The organism is Phocaeicola massiliensis B84634 = Timone 84634 = DSM 17679 = JCM 13223, assembly GCF_000382445.1.
Classification (GTDB): Bacteria; Bacteroidota; Bacteroidia; order Bacteroidales; family Bacteroidaceae; genus Phocaeicola; species Phocaeicola massiliensis.
This window is the reverse complement of the sequence record NZ_KB905472.1, coordinates 2,838,126-2,859,595: the sequence shown is the minus strand read 5'-3', so window position 1 is coordinate 2,859,595 and position 21,470 is coordinate 2,838,126. Positions and strand designations below refer to the sequence as shown.

18 protein-coding genes are annotated in these 21,470 nt (G+C 43.1%); 14 read left to right on the top strand and 4 right to left on the bottom strand.

Going from position 1 to position 21,470, the window contains the following annotated elements; all coding sequences use genetic code 11:
- Positions 1-12 precede the first annotated feature (12 nt).
- Positions 13-1,833 carry a RagB/SusD family nutrient uptake outer membrane protein gene (locus tag HMPREF1534_RS07160; RefSeq protein ID WP_005941447.1) on the top strand — a complete coding sequence of 607 codons (1,821 nt, stop codon included), beginning with the start codon at positions 13-15 and terminating at the stop codon, positions 1,831-1,833.
- Between the two features lie 190 nt (positions 1,834-2,023).
- Here the strand turns inward: HMPREF1534_RS07160 and HMPREF1534_RS20995 are convergent, their stop codons facing one another.
- Positions 2,024-2,161 carry a phage integrase SAM-like domain-containing protein gene (locus HMPREF1534_RS20995; protein ID WP_158555651.1) on the bottom strand — a complete coding sequence of 46 codons (138 nt, stop codon included), beginning with the start codon at positions 2,159-2,161 and terminating at the stop codon, positions 2,024-2,026.
- Between the two features lie 582 nt (positions 2,162-2,743).
- On the opposite strand from HMPREF1534_RS20995, the gene HMPREF1534_RS07165 reads away from it, so the two are divergent.
- The 3 genes from HMPREF1534_RS07165 (at position 2,744) to HMPREF1534_RS07175 (ending at position 6,145) form a co-directional block, all read left to right on the top strand.
- Positions 2,744-3,064 carry a DUF59 domain-containing protein gene (locus HMPREF1534_RS07165; protein ID WP_005941445.1) on the top strand — a complete coding sequence of 107 codons (321 nt, stop codon included), beginning with the start codon at positions 2,744-2,746 and terminating at the stop codon, positions 3,062-3,064.
- Between the two features lie 4 nt (positions 3,065-3,068).
- A complete protein-coding gene (locus tag HMPREF1534_RS07170; RefSeq protein ID WP_005941443.1) occupies positions 3,069-3,836 on the top strand; it encodes a UDP-2,3-diacylglucosamine diphosphatase in 768 nt (255 codons plus the stop codon).
- 131 nt (positions 3,837-3,967) lie between these two features.
- Complete coding sequence (locus HMPREF1534_RS07175; RefSeq protein ID WP_005941442.1) at positions 3,968-6,145, top strand: alpha-galactosidase; 2,178 nt, start codon at positions 3,968-3,970, stop codon at positions 6,143-6,145.
- Between the two features lie 77 nt (positions 6,146-6,222).
- Here the strand turns inward: HMPREF1534_RS07175 and HMPREF1534_RS07180 are convergent, their stop codons facing one another.
- Positions 6,223-7,422: an acetate kinase gene (locus HMPREF1534_RS07180; RefSeq protein ID WP_005941441.1), complete on the bottom strand. Its 1,200-nt coding sequence runs from the start codon at positions 7,420-7,422 to the stop codon at positions 6,223-6,225.
- A gap of 23 nt (positions 7,423-7,445) precedes the next feature.
- Complete coding sequence (gene pta, locus HMPREF1534_RS07185; RefSeq protein ID WP_005941440.1) at positions 7,446-8,459, bottom strand: phosphate acetyltransferase; 1,014 nt, start codon at positions 8,457-8,459, stop codon at positions 7,446-7,448.
- Between the two features lie 201 nt (positions 8,460-8,660).
- Between pta and HMPREF1534_RS07190 the strand changes: the two genes are divergently transcribed.
- The 4 genes from HMPREF1534_RS07190 to HMPREF1534_RS07205 are packed head-to-tail and all read left to right on the top strand — an operon-like array spanning position 8,661 to position 11,650.
- Positions 8,661-9,014, top strand: coding sequence for a CidA/LrgA family protein (locus HMPREF1534_RS07190; RefSeq protein WP_005941439.1), 354 nt, complete (start codon positions 8,661-8,663; stop codon positions 9,012-9,014).
- Entirely contained in the window at positions 8,995-9,690 is a 696-nt protein-coding gene (locus tag HMPREF1534_RS07195) for an LrgB family protein (protein WP_005941437.1), read from the top strand. The genes HMPREF1534_RS07190 and HMPREF1534_RS07195 overlap by 20 nt, the downstream gene beginning before the upstream one ends.
- A gap of 42 nt (positions 9,691-9,732) precedes the next feature.
- Complete coding sequence (locus tag HMPREF1534_RS07200; protein ID WP_005941435.1) at positions 9,733-10,635, top strand: DUF2156 domain-containing protein; 903 nt, start codon at positions 9,733-9,735, stop codon at positions 10,633-10,635.
- Positions 10,619-11,650 (top strand): GNAT family N-acetyltransferase, encoded by a 1,032-nt coding sequence (locus tag HMPREF1534_RS07205; protein ID WP_005941433.1) that lies wholly within the window; start codon positions 10,619-10,621, stop codon positions 11,648-11,650. The genes HMPREF1534_RS07200 and HMPREF1534_RS07205 overlap by 17 nt, the downstream gene beginning before the upstream one ends.
- A 238-nt stretch (positions 11,651-11,888) precedes the next feature.
- On the opposite strand, the gene HMPREF1534_RS07210 is transcribed toward HMPREF1534_RS07205, so the two are convergent.
- Entirely contained in the window at positions 11,889-13,184 is a 1,296-nt protein-coding gene (locus tag HMPREF1534_RS07210; RefSeq protein ID WP_005941431.1) for a UDP-N-acetylmuramoyl-tripeptide--D-alanyl-D-alanine ligase, read from the bottom strand.
- Between the two features lie 114 nt (positions 13,185-13,298).
- Between HMPREF1534_RS07210 and folP the strand changes: the two genes are divergently transcribed.
- From folP to HMPREF1534_RS07240, 6 genes are all read left to right on the top strand, one after another.
- The gene (folP, locus tag HMPREF1534_RS07215) at positions 13,299-14,159 is read left to right on the top strand and encodes a dihydropteroate synthase (RefSeq protein ID WP_005941429.1); all 861 of its coding nucleotides are present in this window, start codon (positions 13,299-13,301) and stop codon (positions 14,157-14,159) included.
- A gap of 32 nt (positions 14,160-14,191) precedes the next feature.
- Positions 14,192-14,956 carry a diadenylate cyclase CdaA gene (cdaA, locus tag HMPREF1534_RS07220; RefSeq protein ID WP_005941427.1) on the top strand — a complete coding sequence of 255 codons (765 nt, stop codon included), beginning with the start codon at positions 14,192-14,194 and terminating at the stop codon, positions 14,954-14,956.
- 206 nt (positions 14,957-15,162) lie between these two features.
- Entirely contained in the window at positions 15,163-16,260 is a 1,098-nt protein-coding gene (locus tag HMPREF1534_RS07225) for a DUF3810 domain-containing protein (RefSeq protein WP_018452313.1), read from the top strand.
- 396 nt (positions 16,261-16,656) lie between these two features.
- Positions 16,657-17,787 (top strand): glycoside hydrolase family 43 protein, encoded by a 1,131-nt coding sequence (locus HMPREF1534_RS07230; protein ID WP_005941421.1) that lies wholly within the window; start codon positions 16,657-16,659, stop codon positions 17,785-17,787.
- Positions 17,788-17,894: 107 nt separating this feature from the next.
- The gene (locus HMPREF1534_RS07235; RefSeq protein WP_018452315.1) at positions 17,895-20,213 is read left to right on the top strand and encodes a beta-galactosidase; all 2,319 of its coding nucleotides are present in this window, start codon (positions 17,895-17,897) and stop codon (positions 20,211-20,213) included.
- Between the two features lie 17 nt (positions 20,214-20,230).
- Positions 20,231-21,469 carry an exonuclease SbcCD subunit D gene (locus tag HMPREF1534_RS07240; RefSeq protein ID WP_005941414.1) on the top strand — a complete coding sequence of 413 codons (1,239 nt, stop codon included), beginning with the start codon at positions 20,231-20,233 and terminating at the stop codon, positions 21,467-21,469.
- The last annotated feature ends 1 nt before the right edge of the window (position 21,470 follow it).

Below are 21,470 nucleotides of genomic sequence, written 5' to 3'. Positions count from 1 at the left end.
AGAATTGAGATTATGAAAATTAGTAAACATATTGTATCAGCTTCACTGGTTATCTTGTTTAGCACAACTGGCTGTAATGACTTCCTTGATAAGGCTCCTCTTGATGAGTTGACGGAAAGCACCGCTTTCATTACTTATGACAATTTTAAAACTTATTCTTGGAAACTGTATGAAACCTTTAGCGGCTTTCCAACAGATGGTGGTTACACTCCCTCCAACATTTCCAGCGAATATAATTCGGATAACATGATTAATGCACAAACCGGTGGAGAATCAGATTATGCCTATCAACTGAAATCTGTACCATCCACTAGTAGTTCATGGAATTTCTCTTATATTCGTAATGTTAATATTATGTTGCAGAATATTGATAAATCCTCAATGAATGATACGGAAAAAAGGCATTGGCGAAGTGTTGGATATTTTTTTCGTGCTTTAAGATATTTTGATATGATAGTGGCTTATGGGGATGTTCCTTGGATAGATAAAGTTCTTTCTGATACTGATTTGGAAGCTTTACAGGCTCCACGGACTCCACGAGCTCAAGTAGCCCAAAATATGCTGGAAGACTTAAAATATGCAGAAGAAAATATTAAGCCTGATGGTGATGGAAATAATACAATTAATGTACATGTAGTAAGAGCGCTAATTTCACGTTTTGGGCTTTATGAAGGAACATGGCGAAAATATCATAATCAAGAAGATGCAGAAACTTATCTTCGTGTTTCTGCGGAAGCTTCAGCCAAGTTAGTGAAAGATTTTCCTACTTTGATCAGCAATTATGATGAAATATTTAATTCGGAAGAACTTGTGGGACAACCCGGTATCATATTAGCCAAACAATATGCAACAGACTTGGTTACTCATAGTATCACTCGTGTTATCCGTTCATCTGCTTGGTATGCTGATGTTACAAAAGATGCAGTAGACAGTTACTTGTGTACAGACGGACGTCCTATTAGTACAAGCAAAGTATATGAAGGAGATAAAGACATTTATGCTCAATTCCGTAATCGCGATCGTCGTTTGTATTATACTGTAACACCTCCTTATAAAGTGAAAATAACCGGAAGTGCCGGTACTTCGTTTACTTGGGATTATACAGACAATTCCAAAGATCGCGAATATATTGATTTGATGAAAACTATATCTTCAGAAAAAGCTAAGTACCTTCCTATATCTAATTATGTAGGCTATACCGTACATGCAATTCCACATTTTCGTAATTACCCTAATGGTCAAGGATTTTGTGTATCGCAATTAGGATTCTATTTTTGGAAGTACTATAACCGTCATGTAGACAATATGGGACTACGCACTTCTACCGTTGATTATCCGCTTTTCCGCATGGGAGAAATACTTGTGAATTATGCTGAAGCTGCATACGAATTAGGAGAATTCAGCCAAAACATAGCGGATGCTACTATCAATAGGCTTCGTAAACGTGCTAACTTACCTGATATGATAGTTGCAGAAATAACCGATAGCTTTGATCCTGCTCGTGATCAATCGGTTCCTGCAATATTATGGGAAATACGGAGAGAGCGTCGAGTAGAATTAATGGGAGATGGTTTTCGTTTCCGAGATCTAAAACGATGGAAAAAAGGAGAATATCTCAATAAACAGCCTCTTGGAGTATGGGCAAAAAATAGTGATTACAAAAATAAACTTAAAATTCATGGAGGAGGTAACGAAGGTTATGTTGAGTTTTTCAATGAACCTGATGGATGGTTGGAATATTATTATTTGGAACCGCTACCTACTCAAGAGTTGGCTTTGAATCCTAACCTGGTCCAAAATCCGGGATGGGAAAATAATGGTAAAAATAGATAAACATTAAGAGCCTGTTTAAATTTTCCTCAATAATAATCTTATAGTGGCTAGTTTAACCATTTTCTCTGCCGAATCGAATGTTAGTTCATAGTTTCGGCAGAGTCTTCTATTGTAGGGACATTTACTGGATATCCCTAATGAATATTCCTAATTATACCTATCAATTGAGTACGTTTATTTGCGACTGTTCTTATGGAAGTGGTCTTTTGTCTTTTACGGTTTTATTGAATAGATAAGTTTTGTAGTCCTTTATTAGCCTCCAATTGATATCCTCAAAACTGATTGGCCATTTACCTATATCTTTTAGAAATTCTTGGAAGGACTCCAATTGTCCTATGTATATTTCTTTGGTGGAGGTTCCTTGCAGTTTCCACTATCCTTTATTGTTTTGTCTTTTGCTATGGCATCGCGTAACCCAAATACAGCATTTATTTTTTTACTTTTTTCATATAACGTTCATTATATATACTTCTTTAATAACTTCCAGCAGTTTTCAATCTCGTCAAGATTATCACAAAGATACGATTTAAGCTCCTTAAACTGTTTTCAAGTTCGGATATTTTTTCATTAACTATGGTATTATTCTGATTATCCAGTTCTGTCAGACGACAACTTATATATGCTTTTTGTTTTCTGATGTTCCATTGGTCGGTCGGGATCTACTTTTACTCCGGTAGCCGGTTGTACCTGTTTTTTGTTCATGCGTACCACCATATAAATGTTAGTTGATTTTTCACTTTGGGGTTGACGAAGGTTAAAACAGGCTTTCATCAATTCATGAATAAACACTTGTTCTTTGGGAGTAAAACATTGTCTATACGCCTTTTGGAAAGCTTTCTATAGATATCTCTAGAAACGTTTGGTATACTGTTGCAAAATCATTAAATTTGCAATTAAAATGACGAGAATTATGGATGCAGAGACCCGTTTGAAAATAGAAGAAAGAATAATAGCGATGTTGAAGACCGTATACGACCCCGAAATTCCGGTGAATATATACGATTTAGGATTAATTTATAAGATTGACCTGCAAGACGATGGAGATGTAAGTATTGATATGACGCTTACCGCTCCCAATTGTCCCGCTGCCGATTTTATTATGGAAGATGTGCGTCAAAAGGTGGATTCGGTAGAAGGGGTAAATTCTTCTGTTATTAATTTGGTATTCGAACCCGAATGGGATAAAGACATGATGAGTGAAGAAGCAAAACTTGAATTAGGATTCCTTTAAGATTATGAAGAATATATATTTCCTTTCAGATGCACATTTGGGATCGCGTGCAATAGCGCATGGACGGACACAGGAACGTCGATTGGTGAATTTTTTGGATAGTATCAAGCATAATGCCGCAGCAGTGTATCTATTGGGAGATATGTTCGATTTTTGGTATGAATTTAAGTTAGTAGTACCGAAAGGTTATACTCGCTTCTTGGGAAAAATTTCCGAACTGACTGATATGGGGGTGGAAGTTCACTTTTTTATTGGAAATCATGATATCTGGTGTGGCGATTATCTAGAAAAAGAATGTGGTGTGACCATTCATCGTCAGCCGCTTACTTGCGAAATTTATGGTAAAGAGTTCTTTCTTGCCCATGGTGATGGGTTGGGGGATGGTGACCGTAAGTTTAAGTTGTTACGCTCTATGTTCCATAGCACCACTTTACAACGTTTGTTTTCTACTTTACATCCTCGTTGGAGTGTGGAACTGGGACTGGAGTGGGCGAAACATAGCCGTATGAAACGTGAAGGAGGTAAGGAACCTGAATATATGGGAGAGAACAAAGAGCCTTTAGTGCTTTTTACCAAAGAATATCTTAGGAGTCATCCTGATATTAATTATTTTATTTATGGTCATCGCCATATCATGTTTGATTTGATGTTGAGTCGCACTTCGCGTATGCTTATCTTAGGAGACTGGATACAGGATTTCTCTTATGCCGTTTTTGACGGTGAAAACATGTTCCTTGAACAGTTTATAGAAGGAGAAAGTCAGTATTCTTGATTTCTGTGGAATATTCTACACAATTATGAATCAAATGTATGAGGAATTGGGGCAGCTTATGCTTATCTTTGTACTATCACCATTGAATGGTGACCTTGATTGAATATTATAAAACCTTTTTAATTTATACCATGAAGAAAATCTTTCTATTACTAATTGTATTCTTTACTTGTTTTCAAGTGAGTGCAGAAGACCGGAAAACAATTCGTGTGTCGACCGATAATACGGATTTAATCTTGAAAGTAGCTCCCAACGGACGTTTGTATCAGTCTTATTTAGGCAGTAAACTGCTGAATGAACAAGATATTGTCAGTCTTCCGTCTGCTTCTGGCGGGGATGCTTCGGCCAATGGCTGGGAAGTATATGCCGGTTCGGGAGCTGAAGATTATTTTGAACCTGCCGTTGCCATTACTCACAATGACGGAAATCCATGTACTATATTGCGTTATGTTTCTTCCGAAAGTAAGGCAGTAGATGGAGGCACAGAAACAATTATTCGCTTGCGTGATGACCAGTATCCTGTAGATGTAACCTTATATTATATAGCTTACCCCAAGGAAGATGTCATAAAGACTTGGAGTGAGATCAGTCATCAGGAAAAAAAGCCGGTGATGCTTTCACGTTATTCGTCTACTATGTTATATTTCTCGGCGGAAAAGTATTTCTTGACAGAGTTCAGTAGTGATTGGGCCAAAGAGGTACAGATGAGTACACAAGAGTTGCAATTCGGGAAAAAGATTCTGGATACTAAGTTGGGTAGCCGCGCTGCTATGTTTGTTCAGCCTTTCTTTGAGTTGGGCTTTGACCGACCTGCTAATGAGCATCAGGGAGATGTGCTGTTGGGAACTATCGGTTGGACCGGAAATTTCCGCTTTACGTTTGAAGTCGATAACGAAGGTAATTTGAGGGTGATTCCTGCCATCAATCCTTATGCTTCTTATTATGAATTGGCTCCGAAGGATGTTTTCAAAACTCCGGAATTCATCTTCACACTGAGCAAGGAAGGAACAGGAAAGGCGAGCCGGAACATTCATGCATGGGCGCGTAATTATCAGTTGAAAGATGGTAAGGGCGATCGTATGACACTGCTCAATAACTGGGAAAATACCGGTTTCAAGTTTGATGAGAAAGTATTGGTGGAACTGATGAAGGAAGCCAAACATTTGGGTGTGGATATGTTCTTGCTGGATGACGGTTGGTTTGCCAATAAGTATCCTCGTAACAATGATCACACCGGTTTGGGAGATTGGGAGGCTACAAAAAGCAAGTTGCCTAATGGAGTGCCTGCATTGGTGGCTGCCGCTAAAGAAGCCGGTGTGAAGTTTGGAATTTGGATTGAGCCGGAAATGATAAGTCCGAAGAGTGAGCTCTTTGAGAAGCATCCCGAATGGGCTATCCATCTGCCTAATCGTGAAACGTACTATTACCGTAATCAACTGGTGCTTGATTTAAGCAATCCGAAAGTGCAGGATTTTGTATTTGGTGTGGTGGATAATATCATGACTGAGAATCCGGATGTGGCTTTCTTTAAGTGGGATTGCAACAGCCCTATTACAAATGTTTATTCTCCTTATTTGAAAGAGAAACAAAGTCAGCTTTATATCAACCATGTGCGTGGCGTTTATAATGTTTTGGAAAGAGTGAAGGCCAAGTATCCTAATGTGCCGATGATGCTGTGCTCGGGTGGTGGTGCACGCTGCGACTATGAGGCACTAAAATATTTCACTGAATTTTGGTGTAGTGATAATACCGACCCTATCGAACGTTTGTATATCCAATGGGGATTCTCACAATTCTTCCCGGCTAAGGCAATGTGTGCTCATGTCACTAGCTGGAATAGTAAAACCAGTGTGAAGTTCCGTACTGATGTGGCTTCTATGTGTAAACTCGGTTTCGATATGGGCTTGAAAGAATTGAGTGAAGATGAACTGGCCTACTGCCAGAATGCAGTTGCCAATTTTAACCGTTTGAAGCCTGTTATTCTGGATGGAGAGCTTTATCGCTTGGTTTCTCCATACGAAGGCAATCACATGTCTGTGATGTATGTGGGTGAAGGGCAGAAAAAGGCAGTGCTTTATGCTTATGATATTCATCCTCGTTTTGGCGAGAAACTGTTGCCTGTAAAATTGCAGGGATTGGATCCGATGAAGATGTATAAGGTGGAAGAGATTAATTTGATGCCCGGAAAGAAATCAAGACTGGAGGCAAATGGTAAGACTTTCTCAGGAGATTATCTGATGAAGGTCGGACTGAATGTATTCACCGGCGGACAGGCACAAAGTCGTGTAGTTGAGCTTGTTGCTCAATAAAGAATATTGGGAAAAAAGGAAGGCCGTTACGCATCTCGCGCAGCGGCCTTCGATATTTATTTAACCAAACAATAAAATTACTTATTCAAAATAGCTTGTGTATCGCTGGCAATCATCAATTCCTCATCTGTCGGGATAATTACTACCTTGACTTTTGATTCGGGGGTAGAGATGATAGCTTCGTCACCATGAATCTTGTTGTTCATTTCTTTATCCAATTCTACACCGATGAATTGTAAACCGTCACATACGGCTTCACGGCATTGTGATTGGTTCTCACCTACACCGCCGGTAAATAAGATAACATCTACACCACCCATGGCAGCAGCATAAGCTCCGATATACTTCTTGATGCGATAATAATACATCTTTTCTGCCAGCAGAGCACGCGGATTTCCTTCTTTGCAAGCTGCATCCAATTCACGCATATCGCTGGATACGCCTGATATGCCAAGTACTCCACTCTTCTTGTTCAGTAAATTAGAAACACCTGTCGGAGTCAAACCTTCTTTTTCCATAATGAAAGTAACGGCGCCTGCATCAATGTCACCGCTGCGGGTTCCCATTACAAGACCTTCAAGCGGAGTAAGTCCCATGCTGGTATCTACACATTTACCATCCTTGACAGCTGAGATAGAACCACCGTTACCAATGTGGCAAGTGATGATTTTAGAACCTTCGGGATTGATTCCCAAGAAATCGCATACGCGCTTTGAAACATAGCGATGAGAGGTTCCGTGGAAGCCGTAACGACGTACACCGTATTTTTCATACAGTTCGTATGGGATGGCATACATATATGCATAGTCAGGCATTGTTTGATGGAACGCTGTATCGAATACACCTACCTGAGGTATATTGGGCAAAATAGCAGAAACAGCATTGACACCTTTCAAGTTAGCCGGGTTATGGAGTGGAGCAAGGTCGTTGCAAGCGGCAAATGCATCCAATACTTCTTTATCCAGTTTCACTGATTCGCTGAAACGTTCCCCACCGTGTACCATGCGGTGACCTACTGCATTGATTTCTTCCAGAGACTTGATTGCGCCATATTCAGGGCTAACCAATGTGTTCAGGATAAATTCGATACCTGCAGTATGTTCAGGGATATCTTTTTCCAGAATCTTCTTTTCGCCATTAGGCAAAGTCAGCTTCAGGAAAGAACCTACTAATCCGATTTTTTCAATACCACCCTGTGCCAGGATTTCTTTGGTAGTCATATCAAATAACTTGTATTTGATGGAAGAACTACCGCAATTAAGCACTAATATTTTCATAATGTTGTTTCTTCTTTATTATATTAATTGTTTGCTTTGGCAGCAATAGCCTGATTAGCAGTAATTGCAATCATTTTATAAACATCATCGATAGAGCATCCGCGAGACAAGTCGTTCACCGGACGGGCGATACCTTGCAGAATCGGACCGATAGCTGTAGCGTGTCCCAGGCGTTCTACCAGTTTATAAGAAATGTTACCTACTTCCAAACAAGGAACTACCAGAACATTGGCTTTTCCCGCAATTTCCGAACCCGGAGCTTTGCTTGCGCCAATATGTGGAACCAGGGCTGCATCAGCTTGCAGTTCACCGTCGATTTTCAAATCGGGGGCCATTTCTTTGGCAATACTCAAGGCTTCAACTACTTTGTCTACTACTTCATGTTTGGCAGAACCTTTGGTTGAGAAACTCAGCAGGGCAACACGTGGATCAATACCTGCAACTGCTTTGGCGGTTTGGGCGGTACAAACAGCAATCTGTGCTAATTGGTTGGCATCCGGCATCGGGGTTACTGCAACGTCACCCATCACCAAAACGCCATTATTTCCGTATTCGGGAGCGTGAGTCAACAGCAGCATGGCACCTGATACACAGGTAATTCCCGGTACAGTCTTGATAATCTGTAATGCAGGGCGAAGTACGTTACCGGTGGTGTTGCGGGCACCTGCCAATTGTCCATCGGCATCTCCGGCTTTAATTATCAAACATCCCAAATACAATGGGTCGACTACCAGTTTACGGGCTTCTTCGATAGTCATACCTTTTTTCTTACGAAGTTCGCACAGCAGTTGTGCGTATTCTTCTTTCTTAGGGTGATTTTCGGGGTCGATGATAGTGGCTTTACCGATGTTTCCCAAACCCCATTCTTTAGCCAGGCTCATGATTTCATCGGGATTACCCAATAAAATAAGGTCGGCAACACCGTCTGTCAATATTTGGTTGGCAGCTTTTAATGTACGTTCTTCTGTTCCTTCAGGGAGAACAATGCGCTGTTTGTTTGCTTTCGCGCGCTCTACGATTTCAGATATTAAATCCATGATATATATTAATTATGTACGTTCTAAAGACGAGTGTTGTTTTTCACGGTGCAAAATTAGGTAATTTTGCAATATCTACATTGCAAAATCTATATTATTTTTGGTTTAAAGTATGCAAAAAACGTATGTTATTGAACACCAAACAGGATGTTTCCTTAACTTTGCGCAGTTTTCAATAAGTTTTCATTAAATTCATAAGGTATGATACGTCAATGCGCCATCCTTTTCGGATGTTTGGCTTTGGGTGAACTGATTGTTTTTCTGACAGGCATTAAGTTGCCTTCCAGTATCATAGGGATGCTGCTTCTCACCCTTTTTTTGAAGTTGGGTTGGATAAAGCTGCAATGGGTGCAGGGATTGTCCGACTTTTTAGTTGCTAATCTTGGCTTCTTTTTTGTGCCACCCGGTGTGGCGCTGATGCTTTATTTTGATGTGATTGCGGCACAGTTTTGGCCGATTGTGATTGCTACCTTAGTCAGTACAGTTCTGGTGCTTGTAGTCACCGGATGGGTTCATCAATTAGTTCGTAAATCAAATGGAATATTTAGAAAATAAGTTCTTCTTGTTGGCGGTTACTTTCGGAGTATTCTTTCTGTCACGTATCGTTCAGAAGAAGACAGGCTGGGTTATTTTGAACCCTATATTGCTTACCATTGCCGTGCTTATTCTGTTTTTGAAATTTGCAGGCATCAGTTATGAAACTTATAATGAAGGCGGACAGCTTATCGAATTTTGGCTGAAGCCGGCGGTAGTGGCATTGGGCGTTCCTTTATATTTGCAGTTGGAGATGATAAAGAAGCAGTTGTTGCCAATTATCATTTCGCAGTTGGCAGGATGTTTGGTAGGATTGGTGACTGTGGTCGTCATTGCCAAGCTGTTGGGAGCTACACCCGATATCATCTGTTCGTTGGCTCCGAAGTCGGTTACTACTCCTATTGCAATGGAGGTGTCGAAAGCTACCGGAGGAATTCCTTCATTGACGGCGGCTGTCGTTGTGGTTGTGGGATTATTTGGAGCGGTGTTCGGCTTTAAGGTGTTGCGTGTGGGACATGTAGGAAGTCCCATTGCCCAAGGTTTGTCCATGGGAACGGCTACTCATGCAGTGGGAACATCTACGGCAATGGAAATCAGTGGAAAATATGGAGCTTATGCTAGTCTGGGATTGACATTGAACGGGATAATGACAGCCGTTTTTACTCCAACAATCCTTAAATTATTGGGTGTAATTTAACAAAAATGCCTCTATCTTTGTTATTAAAGAAACAAACATTTTATGATAGAATTCAAAGACATTACTTTAGCGGATAAAGAGCTGATACAGTCGTTTACACTTAACAGCCAACGTCGCAATTGCGACTTGTCGTTTGCCAACCTTTGTAGTTGGACATTCTTATACCAGACCAAGTATGCCGTTTTGGACGGTTATCTGTTGCTTCGCTTTTATGCCGGTGAAGAGCTGGCCTACATGATGCCGGTAGGAACAGGAGACGTAAAACCGGTGCTGGAGGCACTGATTGAGGATGCAGAAGCGTTGGGGGCAAAGTTCCGTATGCTGGGGGTATGTGTAGGGATGAAAGCAGACCTTGAAGCAGTGATGCCGGGGCGTTTCACCTTTACCGAAGATCGTGACTATTTCGACTATCTTTATCTGCGCACTGACCTGGCTGCCTTGAAAGGTAAAAAGTATCAGTCTAAACGTAATCATATTAACAAGTTCAAGAAGCAGTATCCCGATTATGAGTACAGGCTTCTGACTCCCGAGCTTGTTCCCGAATGCCTGAAAATGGAAGAAGAATGGTGTCGTGCCAATAATTGCGATGAACAAATGGCTTTGGGGGCCGAACGGCGGTCCATGACCTTTGCCCTTCATCACATGGAAGAGTTGGGGTTGACCGGAGGAGTGTTACATGTGAATGGAAAGATAGCCGCATTTACATATGGGGCCCCCATCAACTATCAGACATGGGACACTTGTGTGGAGAAAGCGAATACCGATATCGAAGGTTCTTATGCCATGATAAACTATGAGTATGCCAATCATATCGGTGAACAGTATATGTATATCAATCGCGAGGAGGATCTTGGACTGGAGGGGCTGCGTAAGGCGAAGCTTTCTTATCAGCCGACTATCTTGCTCGAAAAATGTATAGCCGAACTCAATGACCACAAAGGATGAAGTAAAAGCATTGTGGAAACTCTGTTTCACGGATAGTGATGAGTTTACCGACTTGTATTTCGACCTGAGATATAAGGATGATATCAATATGGCTGTGCGTGAAGAAGGAAAAATCATTTCTGCTTTACAAATGATTTCCTACCCGATGACTTTTTGCGGGGAGACGATTGCTACTTCTTACGTTTCCGGTGCGTGCACCCATCCCGATTACAGGTCGCATGGAGCCATGCGGCGATTGTTGAGGCTGACGCATCGTCGCATGTATGATGACGGCATTCTGCTCAGCACTCTTATACCGGCAGAGAAATGGTTGTTTGGCTATTATGCAAAGTCGGGATATACTCCGCGATTCGGTTATGTGATGGAAAGGGTAAACGTAGAAAAACTTATCCCTTCCGGTTCTTATAGGGTGGAAGAGGAGGATGAGGCTTCAGCCGAACTGTATCAGTATTTCGACAATCGTATGCGCGAGCGTGCCTGCTGTATGTTGCATAGTTATGAGGATTTTCTGGTTATCATGGCGGACTTACGACTGGGAGGGGGTAAGGTGCTTGTGGCACGCCGGGCGGATCGGATGGCAGGGATGGCTTTTGTGGTAATGGATGCCGGAAGCTTATATATTAAGGAGTTATTGGCAGATGGTATTCCCGGACAGACAGGTTTTGAGGCGGTCAAAGATACCTTGTTGTCGGCAGCTGTAACCCTATACCCCGGAGCTGTCATCGAGTATATTCATCCTTCTTCCGGGGATTCGTCCACGTTGGGAATGGCGCGTTTGATTCATGTGGAAAAGATGCTGTCCATACTTGCAAGGAAACACCCGGTGCTGAGTCTGTCCATTCAAATAGAAGACGATGATGCTATTCCTGAGAATAATGGTTACTATATTGTGGAAAACGGTAATTGTTATCGTGAATATCGGGAAGGAAGAGAATATCATCTTTATACGATAGAAAGCCTGACAGCCAAGTCTTTTGAAACGGAGCATCCTTATATGAGTTTGATGCTCAACTGAAGAAATGCGAATAAAAATTTCAAAGTTACTATATGAGACTGTCCAAGAAGATTATTGTATTATCTTTTGTTCTGTCATTCAGAATGTAGTGAAGAACAGCATATTAATGAATGTATTCAGATTTCTTATTTTGTCCGGAAGGAGAAAATAAGAAATTAGCTGAACATTTTGGACAGTCTCATATACAGTGAATAATTTTTATTTAGGTATATCCTCCTGATATAGTATATGAACTACTTTAAAGCAACTCTTGCAGTGGGGCGAGTTTCATGCTGTTCGAACCCTTTATGAGAATATAGAATCCTTTCGGCTTAGACTTTTTCAGGACTTCTGATAATTGACGGGCATCCTGATAATGTTCGTAAGAGGAGGTCGCTTGTCCGAACTCTTCTCCAACCAAGATTACGCGCTCAAATTTACATTCATCTATGTAACTGACTATTTTTTGATGTTCTTCATGACTACTCTTTCCCAATTCTTTCATATCGCCTAGAATGACCATCTTATGCAGCACTTCCATCCGGCGGAAATTCTCCAATGCCGCCATCATGCTGGTAGGGTTGGCGTTGTAGGCATCCACTATCAGATTATTGTCGGCAGTTGGGGTAAGCTGCGAGCGATTGTTGTGTGGAATATATTCTTCCAGTGCTTTTGAAATATCTTCTTCTGATACATTGAAAAAACGTCCGATGGCGATGGCGGCAAGGGCATTTTTAAGGTTATAAGAGCCTATCAGGTGGGTGCTTACCTTATGTCGTCTGTCTTCGTGTCTCCACTCGAAAGTGAGGAATGGGGCACATATTCCTGCCTTGCCGCTAACATAGAGTTCCGCTTCGTCTTCTGTGCCGTAGGTGATACAGGTCAGCCCTTTTGAAATCTTATTAAGATGCTCATTATCCCTATCGATGAAAATGGTGTGTTCACCTCCGTAACGTAAATGCTCGTATAACTCTCCTTTGGTTTTTATCACTCCTTCAAAAGAGCCGAACCCTTCAAGGTGTGCCTTGCCCACATTGGTGATAATACCGTAATCGGGCTCAACGATGGCAGAGAGCGTTTTGATTTCACCCGGATGGTTTGCTCCCATTTCTATCACGGCAAGCTCGTCATCGGGAGTGAGGCGTAGCAGTGTGAGTGGCACGCCGATGTGGTTGTTCAGATTGCCCAATGTATAAAGTATCCGGTATTTTTTTTGAAGTACGGCGGCTATCAGTTCTTTGGTGGTGGTCTTTCCGTTGGTACCGGTGATGCCTATAATGCGGGTATCTAACGTACGGCGATGGAAGTTGGCCAACTCCTGTAAGGTTCTCAGGCAGTTGTCAACCAAAAGGATATGCGGGTTTTCACCGGCGTATTGTTCTTCGTCCACTACCGCATATCGGCAACCTTTCTCCAGCGCTTGTGCAGCGAAGGCGTTCCCATTGAATGTCTCTCCCTTCAAGGCTATGAACATGGAGCCTTCAGGACAGTTACGGCTGTCGGTGGTTACTCCACTGCATTCCGTAAAGCATTTATATAAAGTTGAAATATCCATTATACCTTCTATTAATATTAGTTGCGGCAAAGATAGCTGAAAAATAGTTCAGGAAATAACAAAAACTCAAGAATTGTGCGTACTTTTGTACGACATAAATAGCACTTCGTAGAGATGATGAACAAAGAGAGTAAATACATTAATGTAAAGGGGCAGTTGATGGATCTGTCGGAGCCTCGGGTAATGGGGATTCTGAATGTAACACCCGATTCCTTTTACAGTGAAAGCCGTCTCCAGACAGTGGAAAAGATTGCTGCACGTGTGGTGGAAATAGTAAATGAGGGTGCTGACTTTATTGATATCGGTGCATACTCCTCTCGTCCGAATGCCGACCATGTTTCATTGGAAGAAGAAATGAATCGCCTGCGGATGGGACTTGAAGTGATTACTGATGTGTGTCCTTCGATTCCCATTTCGGTAGACACTTTCCGGGCAGATGCAGCACGGATGTGTGTGGAAGAATATGGCGCAGCCCTCATTAATGATATCTCGGCAGGAGAGATGGATTCCGAGATGTTTTCTACTGTGGCCGGGCTGGGTGTTCCTTACATTATCATGCACATGAAGGGTACTCCGCAAACCATGCAGCAGGCTCCGCATTATGATAATTTGATGAAGGAAATATTCCGGTATTTTGCACGGAAGATACATCAGTTATATGAGTTGGGTGTGAAAGACCTTATTCTTGATCCCGGTTTTGGTTTTGGTAAGACACTGGAACACAACTACGGGCTCATGGGATGTTTGGAAGATTTTGCTCTTTTTGACCTTCCGGTATTGGTGGGGATATCGCGCAAGTCGATGATTTACAAACTTCTGGACGGTACTCCCGAAAATGCGCTGAACGGCACGACCGTACTCAATACCATTGCGCTCATGAAGGGTGCTGACATTTTGAGGGTACACGATGTGAAGGAGGCTGTGGAAGCTGTGCGGATTGTGCGACAGATGAAGTCCTGTGCTATCGACTGTTAATAGTATAATCTTGAATAATAATATAGCGAAAGATGTTTATCGACTTTAGTATAAAAGACCTTATTGATATCCTGCTGGTAGCTTACTTGCTATATCAGACTTATCGGCTGATGAAGGATTCGGGTTCAATCAACATTTTTACGGGGATTCTGGTTTTCATCGGCATTTGGCTGATTGTGTCACAAGTTCTTGAGATGAAGCTTTTGGGCTCTATCTTTGATAAGTTGGTAAGCGTAGGTGTGCTGGCTCTGATTATTTTATTTCAGGATGAGTTGCGCCGTTTTCTTGTTACGCTGGGTTCGCATAAGCGTTTGGGCAGTTTTTTCCGCTTTCTGACGGGAAATAAGCAGGAGAAGACCGAGAAGGCGGACATTATGCCGATAGTACTTGCCTGTATGAGCATGAGTAAAGGCAAGGTAGGGGCGTTGATTGTCATCGAAAAGAGTATGCCGCTGAATGATATTATCCGTACGGGTGAGATTATTAATGCCAATGTCAATCAAAGGTTGATTGAAAATATATTTTTCAAGAACAGTCCGTTGCACGATGGGGCAATGATTATACGTCACAAACGCATTGAGGCGGCCGGTTGTATTCTTCCGGTGTCTCATGATTTGAATATTCCTAAAGAGTTGGGATTACGGCATCGTGCAGCCATGGGGGTGTCGCAGGAGACGGATGCGCTGGCCATAATCGTATCCGAAGAGACCGGAGGCATTTCGGTAGCTTATAAGGGACAATTCCATCTCCGACTTACTGCTGAGGAGTTGGAACGTATTTTAACGAAAGAAGAGTAGAATTTGACCAAACAGATTTATCATGCTTTGGCTGCTACTGTTGAGCAAACTCATGTGTCTGTCCAATAGCAGGAAGCAGAAAACCATGTTTCACACATATCAGTGGGTTAATGCTTTGCTTTACAATAACTTGATGTGAAACGAGAACTTTTCGTTTACGGTAAATGCCTGTTTGGGGGTTGTGGAAAATGATTAGCTTTACATCCATGAGAAAAGAACGTATTTTGCGTTGTTGGGGTATTATCCTTCCGGTTGCATTATTAATTTATATCATGCTCTGCCGCTTCCTTCCCGGTTGCGCACGCGGATATGCCGATTATGTCTATCCGAATGTATCCTTTGTTTTGTCGGCTGTTTCGTCCGTAATTCCTGTTTCTTGGGAGGAGATAATGGCTGTAGTTGTGGTGTCTCTGATGATATTTATTCCGGTCATGGCGCGCAGGCGTGGAGAGGGGTGGCTCGTTATTTTCCGACGTTTGACTTTGTTGGTATTGTGGATAATCATCTGGTTTTATATGGCATGGGGATTGAATTACTTCCGTCCGAGTCTTTATGCACGTTGTAATTTGAGACCTGTGGAATATGAAGAAGAGGTATTCATGAAATTTTTGGATGTCTACACAGAGGGACTGAACGCTTCATTTACGCATGACACCGGTATAGAAAAAGAGGAGGTGGAGACTATCGTCAAGAGAAACTATGCCGGTCTTTCCTCTTGTTATGGGTTGGCCCGTCCGCAACCGTGGCAGCATATCAAGCATTTTGGATTTACCCCGCTATATTCGAGCGTGGGCGTATTGGGTGCCATGGGACCGTTTTTTGCCGAGGCACAAGTGAATGAAGACGTACTCCCCGAGCAATATCCCTTTACGATGGCACATGAGTTTGCTCATTTGCTGGGAGTGGGCAGTGAGGCAGAGGCAAATTATTTTGCTTTCCTCGTCTGTATGCAGTCGGACTCCGATGCAATGAGATACAGCGGATACTTCAGCCTGTTGCCCTATGTGGCGGTCAGTGCCAGGAAGTTATTATCCGATGACAGATTTCAGGAGTGGGGAAAAACAGTCCGTCCGGAAATATGGCAGGATTATGAGGTGAAGCAGGAGTATTGGAGTGAGAAGTATAGTCCTCTACTTGGCGGAATGCAGGATTTTGCTTATAATCTTTTCCTGAAAGGGAACCGTGTCTCGGAAGGAAAGAAAAATTATGGTCGGGTGGTAGAGCTTCTCATCGCCGCTTCATATAATCGGGAGAAAGGAGAGTTTGAGGATTGGGGACGTGAAGTATCTGTTGCTCTTCCGTAACGGTTGCTTTTCTTTTTTCCGGCTGTCGATGGGTTGGTCGCCGGGACTTTACTTATTGGCTTAATTCCCGGAAAGTAAATTTTTCAGTTCTTTTCAATGATATTTCTTGTTTATATGGCTGCTTTTTTCTATCTTTATCCCATCTTGATAGGATATAATTTTAAGATTATAAACAAGATACGTAAGTGTTATACTGATGCTTAGCTGTAAAGACAGCAATTTGTATAATAAAAATTTTTTGTTGATGAGAAAAACTGATTAAGCCGTCTCGGATAGCGTTCCGGGGCGGCTGAATTGTAAAATGACCGATTTTTATTCTTTAACGACCGGATATTAGTCTTTCGTTCTCCGTAAAACTCATTATATTTGTATCCGTAAATAAAAAACATATCTACTATGAATAGCATGAATAAGATTCTTTCGACTGTTATCCTTCTGGGATTCATTTTACTGTGCGGTTGTAATACACAGCCGTCTCCCATCCGTTCGGGAGAATTGTGGCCTGATAATAATGGGGAACATATCAATGCCCATGGCGGCGGAGTGATGTATCATGACGGTACTTACTATTGGTTCGGCGAGAATAAATGCGATACTACCAGCAGTGCCATGGTAGGAGTAATGTGTTACTCATCGCAGAATCTTACCGATTGGAAAAATGAAGGTGTGGCACTTGCGGTAGAAGACAATGACAGCAGTGACATTACACGCGGCTGTATCCTCGAACGACCTAAAGTGGTATATAATGCAAAGACCGGGAAGTTTGTGATGTGGTTTCATCTTGAACTGAAAGGTAAGGGCTATGAAGCGGCACGTTCGGGTGTGGCAGTGAGTGACACTCCTACAGGACCTTATCGCTTTATCCGTTCCGGTCGTGTCAATGCCGGAAAACTTCCCTTTGATATGGATGAACAGGCACAGGCAACAATGGATACGCTGAATGCTTTGCACTATGCCAAATGGTGGACTCCGCAGTGGGTGGACGCCGTTGGCAAGGGACTTATCTTGAAACGCGATTTCGAAGGTGGACAGATGGCAAGAGATATGACAGTGTATGTGGATGATGATGGTAAGGCTTATCATATTTTTGCTTCAGAAGAAAATCTGACACTGCACATTGCCGAGTTGAGTGACGACTACCTTTCGCATACCGGAAAATATGTGCGTGTGGCGCCTGCCGGACAGAATGAGGCTCCTGCTATCTTTAAAAAGGACGGTATGTACTGGATGATAACTTCCGGTTGCACCGGCTGGGCGCCCAATGAAGCGCGAATGTTCTCTGCTCCATCCATTTGGGGACCGTGGACACAGCATCCCAATCCCTGTGTGGGACCGAACAGGGAGATTACTTTCGGTGGCCAAAGCACGTATATTCTGAAAGTCGAGGGACGAAAGGATTGCTTTATCTTTATGGGAGACATTTGGCGTCCCGAACATCCGAGTGATGCCCGATATATTTGGTTGCCTATTCAGTTTAAGGATGGTGTACCGGTGGTGGAATGGAAGGACAGTTGGACATTGGATTGAAAGAGTTTTCTATTTGACCGAATCCGGTTCTTTGTCATGATGAGAGTGGAAAAAACATTAAAAAGAATAATTGTTATATGAAGAAATTACTGACTTTGTTATTGGCGATGCTCCTGTTGGCAGGATGTGCCGGCAATAACCCCGGCACATTTGAAGCCGGAAAGAATACTTTCCTGTTGAACGGCAAACCTTTTATTGTTAAGGCTGCCGAGGTTCATTATCCGCGTATTCCGCGTGAATATTGGGAGCACCGCATTGAAATGTGTAAGGCATTGGGCATGAATACACTTTGTCTTTATGTCTTTTGGAACTTGCATGAAGAGACACCCGGGAATTATGATTTTACGGGTAATAAAGATATTGCTGCTTTTTGTAAGTTGGCGCAGAAGCATGGTATGTATGTCATCGTCCGCCCCGGTCCGTATGTGTGTGCCGAATGGGAAATGGGCGGTCTTCCCTGGTGGTTGTTGAAGAACGACAGTGTGGAGTTGCGCACTCTCGATCCGTATTATATGGAACGTGTCGGTATGTTTATGCATGAAGTGGGCAAGCAGTTGGAAGACTTGCAAATCACTCGGGGCGGAAATATTATCATGGTACAGGTGGAAAACGAATACGGCTCTTATGCAACAGATAAACCTTATGTATCTGCTATCCGCGATACAGTCCGTGCGGCCGGATTCACTGAAGTCCCTCTTTTCCAATGCGATTGGAGTTCTAATTTTCTCAATAATGGCCTTGATGACCTGATTTGGACTGTCAACTTCGGAACCGGAGCCGACATCGACAAACAATTTGCCAAGTTGCGTGAAGTGCGTCCCGAAACTCCGTTGATGTGCAGTGAGTTTTGGAGTGGATGGTTCGACCATTGGGGACGCAAGCATGAGACCCGTCCCGGAGAAGTGATGGTGGAAGGTTTGAAAGAAATGCTTGATAAGGGTATTTCGTTCAGTTTGTATATGACTCATGGCGGTACTACTTTCGGCTGGTGGGGTGGTGCCAATAATCCGGCATATTCGGCCATGTGCAGCAGCTATGACTATGATGCTCCCATCAGTGAAGCAGGTTGGACGACCGACAAATACTTTGCTCTTCGCGATATGCTGAAGAATTATTTGCAAGAGGGTGAAAAACTGCCCGATGTGCCTCAAGCACTTCCTGTTATGGAGGTACCTGCCATCAAGTTTACACAGATTGCTCCGTTAATCAACAATCTCCCGACACCGAAACAGACCGAAGATATCAAACCGATGGAGAAATTCGATCAGGGCTGGGGAACCATTCTTTACCGCACTAGCCTGCCGGAGGAAGTAAAAGCGGGAACAATATTGAGAATTACGGAACAGCATGACTGGACACAAGTCTTTGCCGACGGTAAATTGCTGGCGCGTCTCGACCGCCGTGCCGGTGAGCAGGAAGTGGTTCTGCCCGCTCTGAAAGCAGGCACACAGCTTGACCTGCTGGTAGAAGCGATGGGACGTGTGAATTTCGATAAGTCTATCCACGACCGTAAGGGTATTACCGAAAAGGTGGAACTCGTCAATGGCAAAGATATAGAAGCACTGAAGAACTGGGCTGTCTATAACTTCCCGGTAAACTATGACTTTGTGGCTGACAAGAATTATCAGGATATGAATTCTTCTGCTTTCTGCGGGATAGAGAAAAACGACGAGTCTGTGCCTGCCTATTACCGTGCTACCTTTACCTTGGACAAGGTGGCGGATACTTTCTTCAATATGGAATCGTGGGGAAAAGGTATGGTATGGGTAAACGGTCATGCGATGGGACGTTTTTGGGAAATCGGTCCCCAACAGACACTCTATATGCCGGGATGCTGGCTTAAGAAGGGAGTGAATGAGATTATTGTTCTTGATTTGAAAGGACCACGGGAGGCAACGGTTACCGGTTTGGATAAACCGATTTTGGATATGCTTCGGGTAACGGTTCCCGAGACTCATCGGAAAGAAGGACAAAACCTGAAATTGACGAATGAGACACCTGTAGCTTCCGGCAGCTTTAATCAAGGTAACGGTTGGCAAGAGGTAAAAATACCCGCTGCTCAAGGACGTTATTTCTGTCTGGAAGGTTTGTCTTCTTTCGACGGAACAAATGTAGCGGCAGTAGCTGAATTTGATGTCTTGGATGAAAAGGGGCAGAAGATTCCGCGCGAAAACTGGAAGATTGTATATGCCGACAGCGAGGAAACTCGTAGCGGTAACCGTACAGCCGATAAAATTTATGATTTGCAGGAAAGTACTTTCTGGCAAACGGTAGATAATGTGGCTTATCCTCATCAGGTGGTGATTGACTTGGGCAAGGAATATAAGGTAACCGGCTTCCGTATTCTTCCGCGTGCAGAACAGGGAGCTCCGGGTATGATTAAAGATTATAAAGTCTATGTGAAAACCGGGAATTTCAGTTATTAAATTAGTTTTTATATTGAATGAAAATCCTACATACCGCTGACTGGCATTTAGGTCAGACTTTTTATGAATACAGCCGTTATGATGAGCATGTTCGTTTCCTTGACTGGTTACGCAGGCAAATCAAAGAACGTAAGATTGATGTACTCCTCGTTGCCGGAGATATATTTGACGGGCCGAACCCTTCCGCAGAATCTCAACGGCTGTATTACTCTTTTCTCCGCCGGGTGACAGCCGAGTGTCCGGCACTGCAAATTATTATCATTGCCGGCAATCATGATTCGGCAGCCCGCCTGGAAGCGCCGAACCCGTTGCTGGAGGAGATGAACATCACCGTTAGAGGGGTGGTGAAGCGGGATGCGGACGGCGACATAGACTTGGCACATCTCATTATACCGATTTATAAGCCCGGTGCCGGACGTTCGCAAGCGGATATAAATATAAATGATATAGCTGCATTCTGCCTTGCCGTTCCTTATTTGCGGCAAGGAGATTATCCGCCTGCCGAAAACTATGCGCAAGGTGTTCAGACTCTCTATCGGCAACTTTTTGCAGAACTGAGGGATGAAGGCAAACCTGTTATTGCCATGGGACATCTGCAGGCGACAGGCTCGGAAATATCCGATGATGACCGTTCCGAACGTACCGTTATCGGCGGTGTGGAGGGTATTTCGCCCGATGCTTTTGATGCGCAGATTATTTATACGGCTTTGGGGCATCTTCATCGTCCGCAACGAGTGTCCGGGCGAGAGAATGTACGTTATTCGGGAGCTCCTATTCCTATGTCTTTCTCCGAAAAAGGTTACAGAAGCAGTGTGGTGATGGTGGAGTATGAAGAAGATAAAACGCAGATACATCAAATTGATGTGCCGCCTTATGTCCGCTTATTAAGCATCCCCGACCGACCTGCGGTGTTGGAGGAAGTCTTGGAAGCGATTCATGAATTGCCTGATGGGGAAATAAATGCGCGTTCGCCTTATCTGGAAGTGAAAATACAGATGACGGAGCCCGATACTTCTTATAAATACAAAATAGAATCGGCTCTGCAGGGTAAATCGGTGAGGTTGGCGCGTGTGGTGGCGGTAATGCCTGTCCAAAAGGAGAGTGGTCTCCGGGCGGTAAGTTATGAAGAGCTGCGGGGAATTCGTCCGCTGGACGTGGCACTCGACTATTATAAAAGGAAATATGACGAGCAGGAGATGCCCGCAGCAATGAAAGAGTTATTGCAGGAAGTCATCAGTGAGGCCGGTAAAGAGTAAT

Bases quoted from the DNA above. Each gene is read 5' to 3' on its own strand.
- HMPREF1534_RS07160 (WP_005941447.1), top strand. From the start codon at position 13: ATGAAAATTAGTAAACATATTGTATCAGCTTCACTGGTTATCTTGTTT.
- HMPREF1534_RS07165 (WP_005941445.1), top strand. From the start codon at position 2,744: ATGGATGCAGAGACCCGTTTGAAAATAGAAGAAAGAATAATAGCGATG.
- HMPREF1534_RS07170 (WP_005941443.1), top strand. From the start codon at position 3,069: ATGAAGAATATATATTTCCTTTCAGATGCACATTTGGGATCGCGTGCA.
- HMPREF1534_RS07175 (WP_005941442.1), top strand. From the start codon at position 3,968: ATGAAGAAAATCTTTCTATTACTAATTGTATTCTTTACTTGTTTTCAA.
- HMPREF1534_RS07180 (WP_005941441.1), bottom strand. From the start codon at position 7,422: ATGAAAATATTAGTGCTTAATTGCGGTAGTTCTTCCATCAAATACAAG.
- pta (WP_005941440.1), bottom strand. From the start codon at position 8,459: ATGGATTTAATATCTGAAATCGTAGAGCGCGCGAAAGCAAACAAACAG.
- HMPREF1534_RS07190 (WP_005941439.1), top strand. From the start codon at position 8,661: ATGATACGTCAATGCGCCATCCTTTTCGGATGTTTGGCTTTGGGTGAA.
- HMPREF1534_RS07195 (WP_005941437.1), top strand. From the start codon at position 8,995: ATGGAATATTTAGAAAATAAGTTCTTCTTGTTGGCGGTTACTTTCGGA.
- HMPREF1534_RS07200 (WP_005941435.1), top strand. From the start codon at position 9,733: ATGATAGAATTCAAAGACATTACTTTAGCGGATAAAGAGCTGATACAG.
- HMPREF1534_RS07205 (WP_005941433.1), top strand. From the start codon at position 10,619: ATGACCACAAAGGATGAAGTAAAAGCATTGTGGAAACTCTGTTTCACG.
- HMPREF1534_RS07210 (WP_005941431.1), bottom strand. From the start codon at position 13,184: ATGGATATTTCAACTTTATATAAATGCTTTACGGAATGCAGTGGAGTA.
- folP (WP_005941429.1), top strand. From the start codon at position 13,299: ATGATGAACAAAGAGAGTAAATACATTAATGTAAAGGGGCAGTTGATG.
- cdaA (WP_005941427.1), top strand. From the start codon at position 14,192: ATGTTTATCGACTTTAGTATAAAAGACCTTATTGATATCCTGCTGGTA.
- HMPREF1534_RS07225 (WP_018452313.1), top strand. From the start codon at position 15,163: ATGAGAAAAGAACGTATTTTGCGTTGTTGGGGTATTATCCTTCCGGTT.
- HMPREF1534_RS07230 (WP_005941421.1), top strand. From the start codon at position 16,657: ATGAATAGCATGAATAAGATTCTTTCGACTGTTATCCTTCTGGGATTC.
- HMPREF1534_RS07235 (WP_018452315.1), top strand. From the start codon at position 17,895: ATGCTCCTGTTGGCAGGATGTGCCGGCAATAACCCCGGCACATTTGAA.
- HMPREF1534_RS07240 (WP_005941414.1), top strand. From the start codon at position 20,231: ATGAAAATCCTACATACCGCTGACTGGCATTTAGGTCAGACTTTTTAT.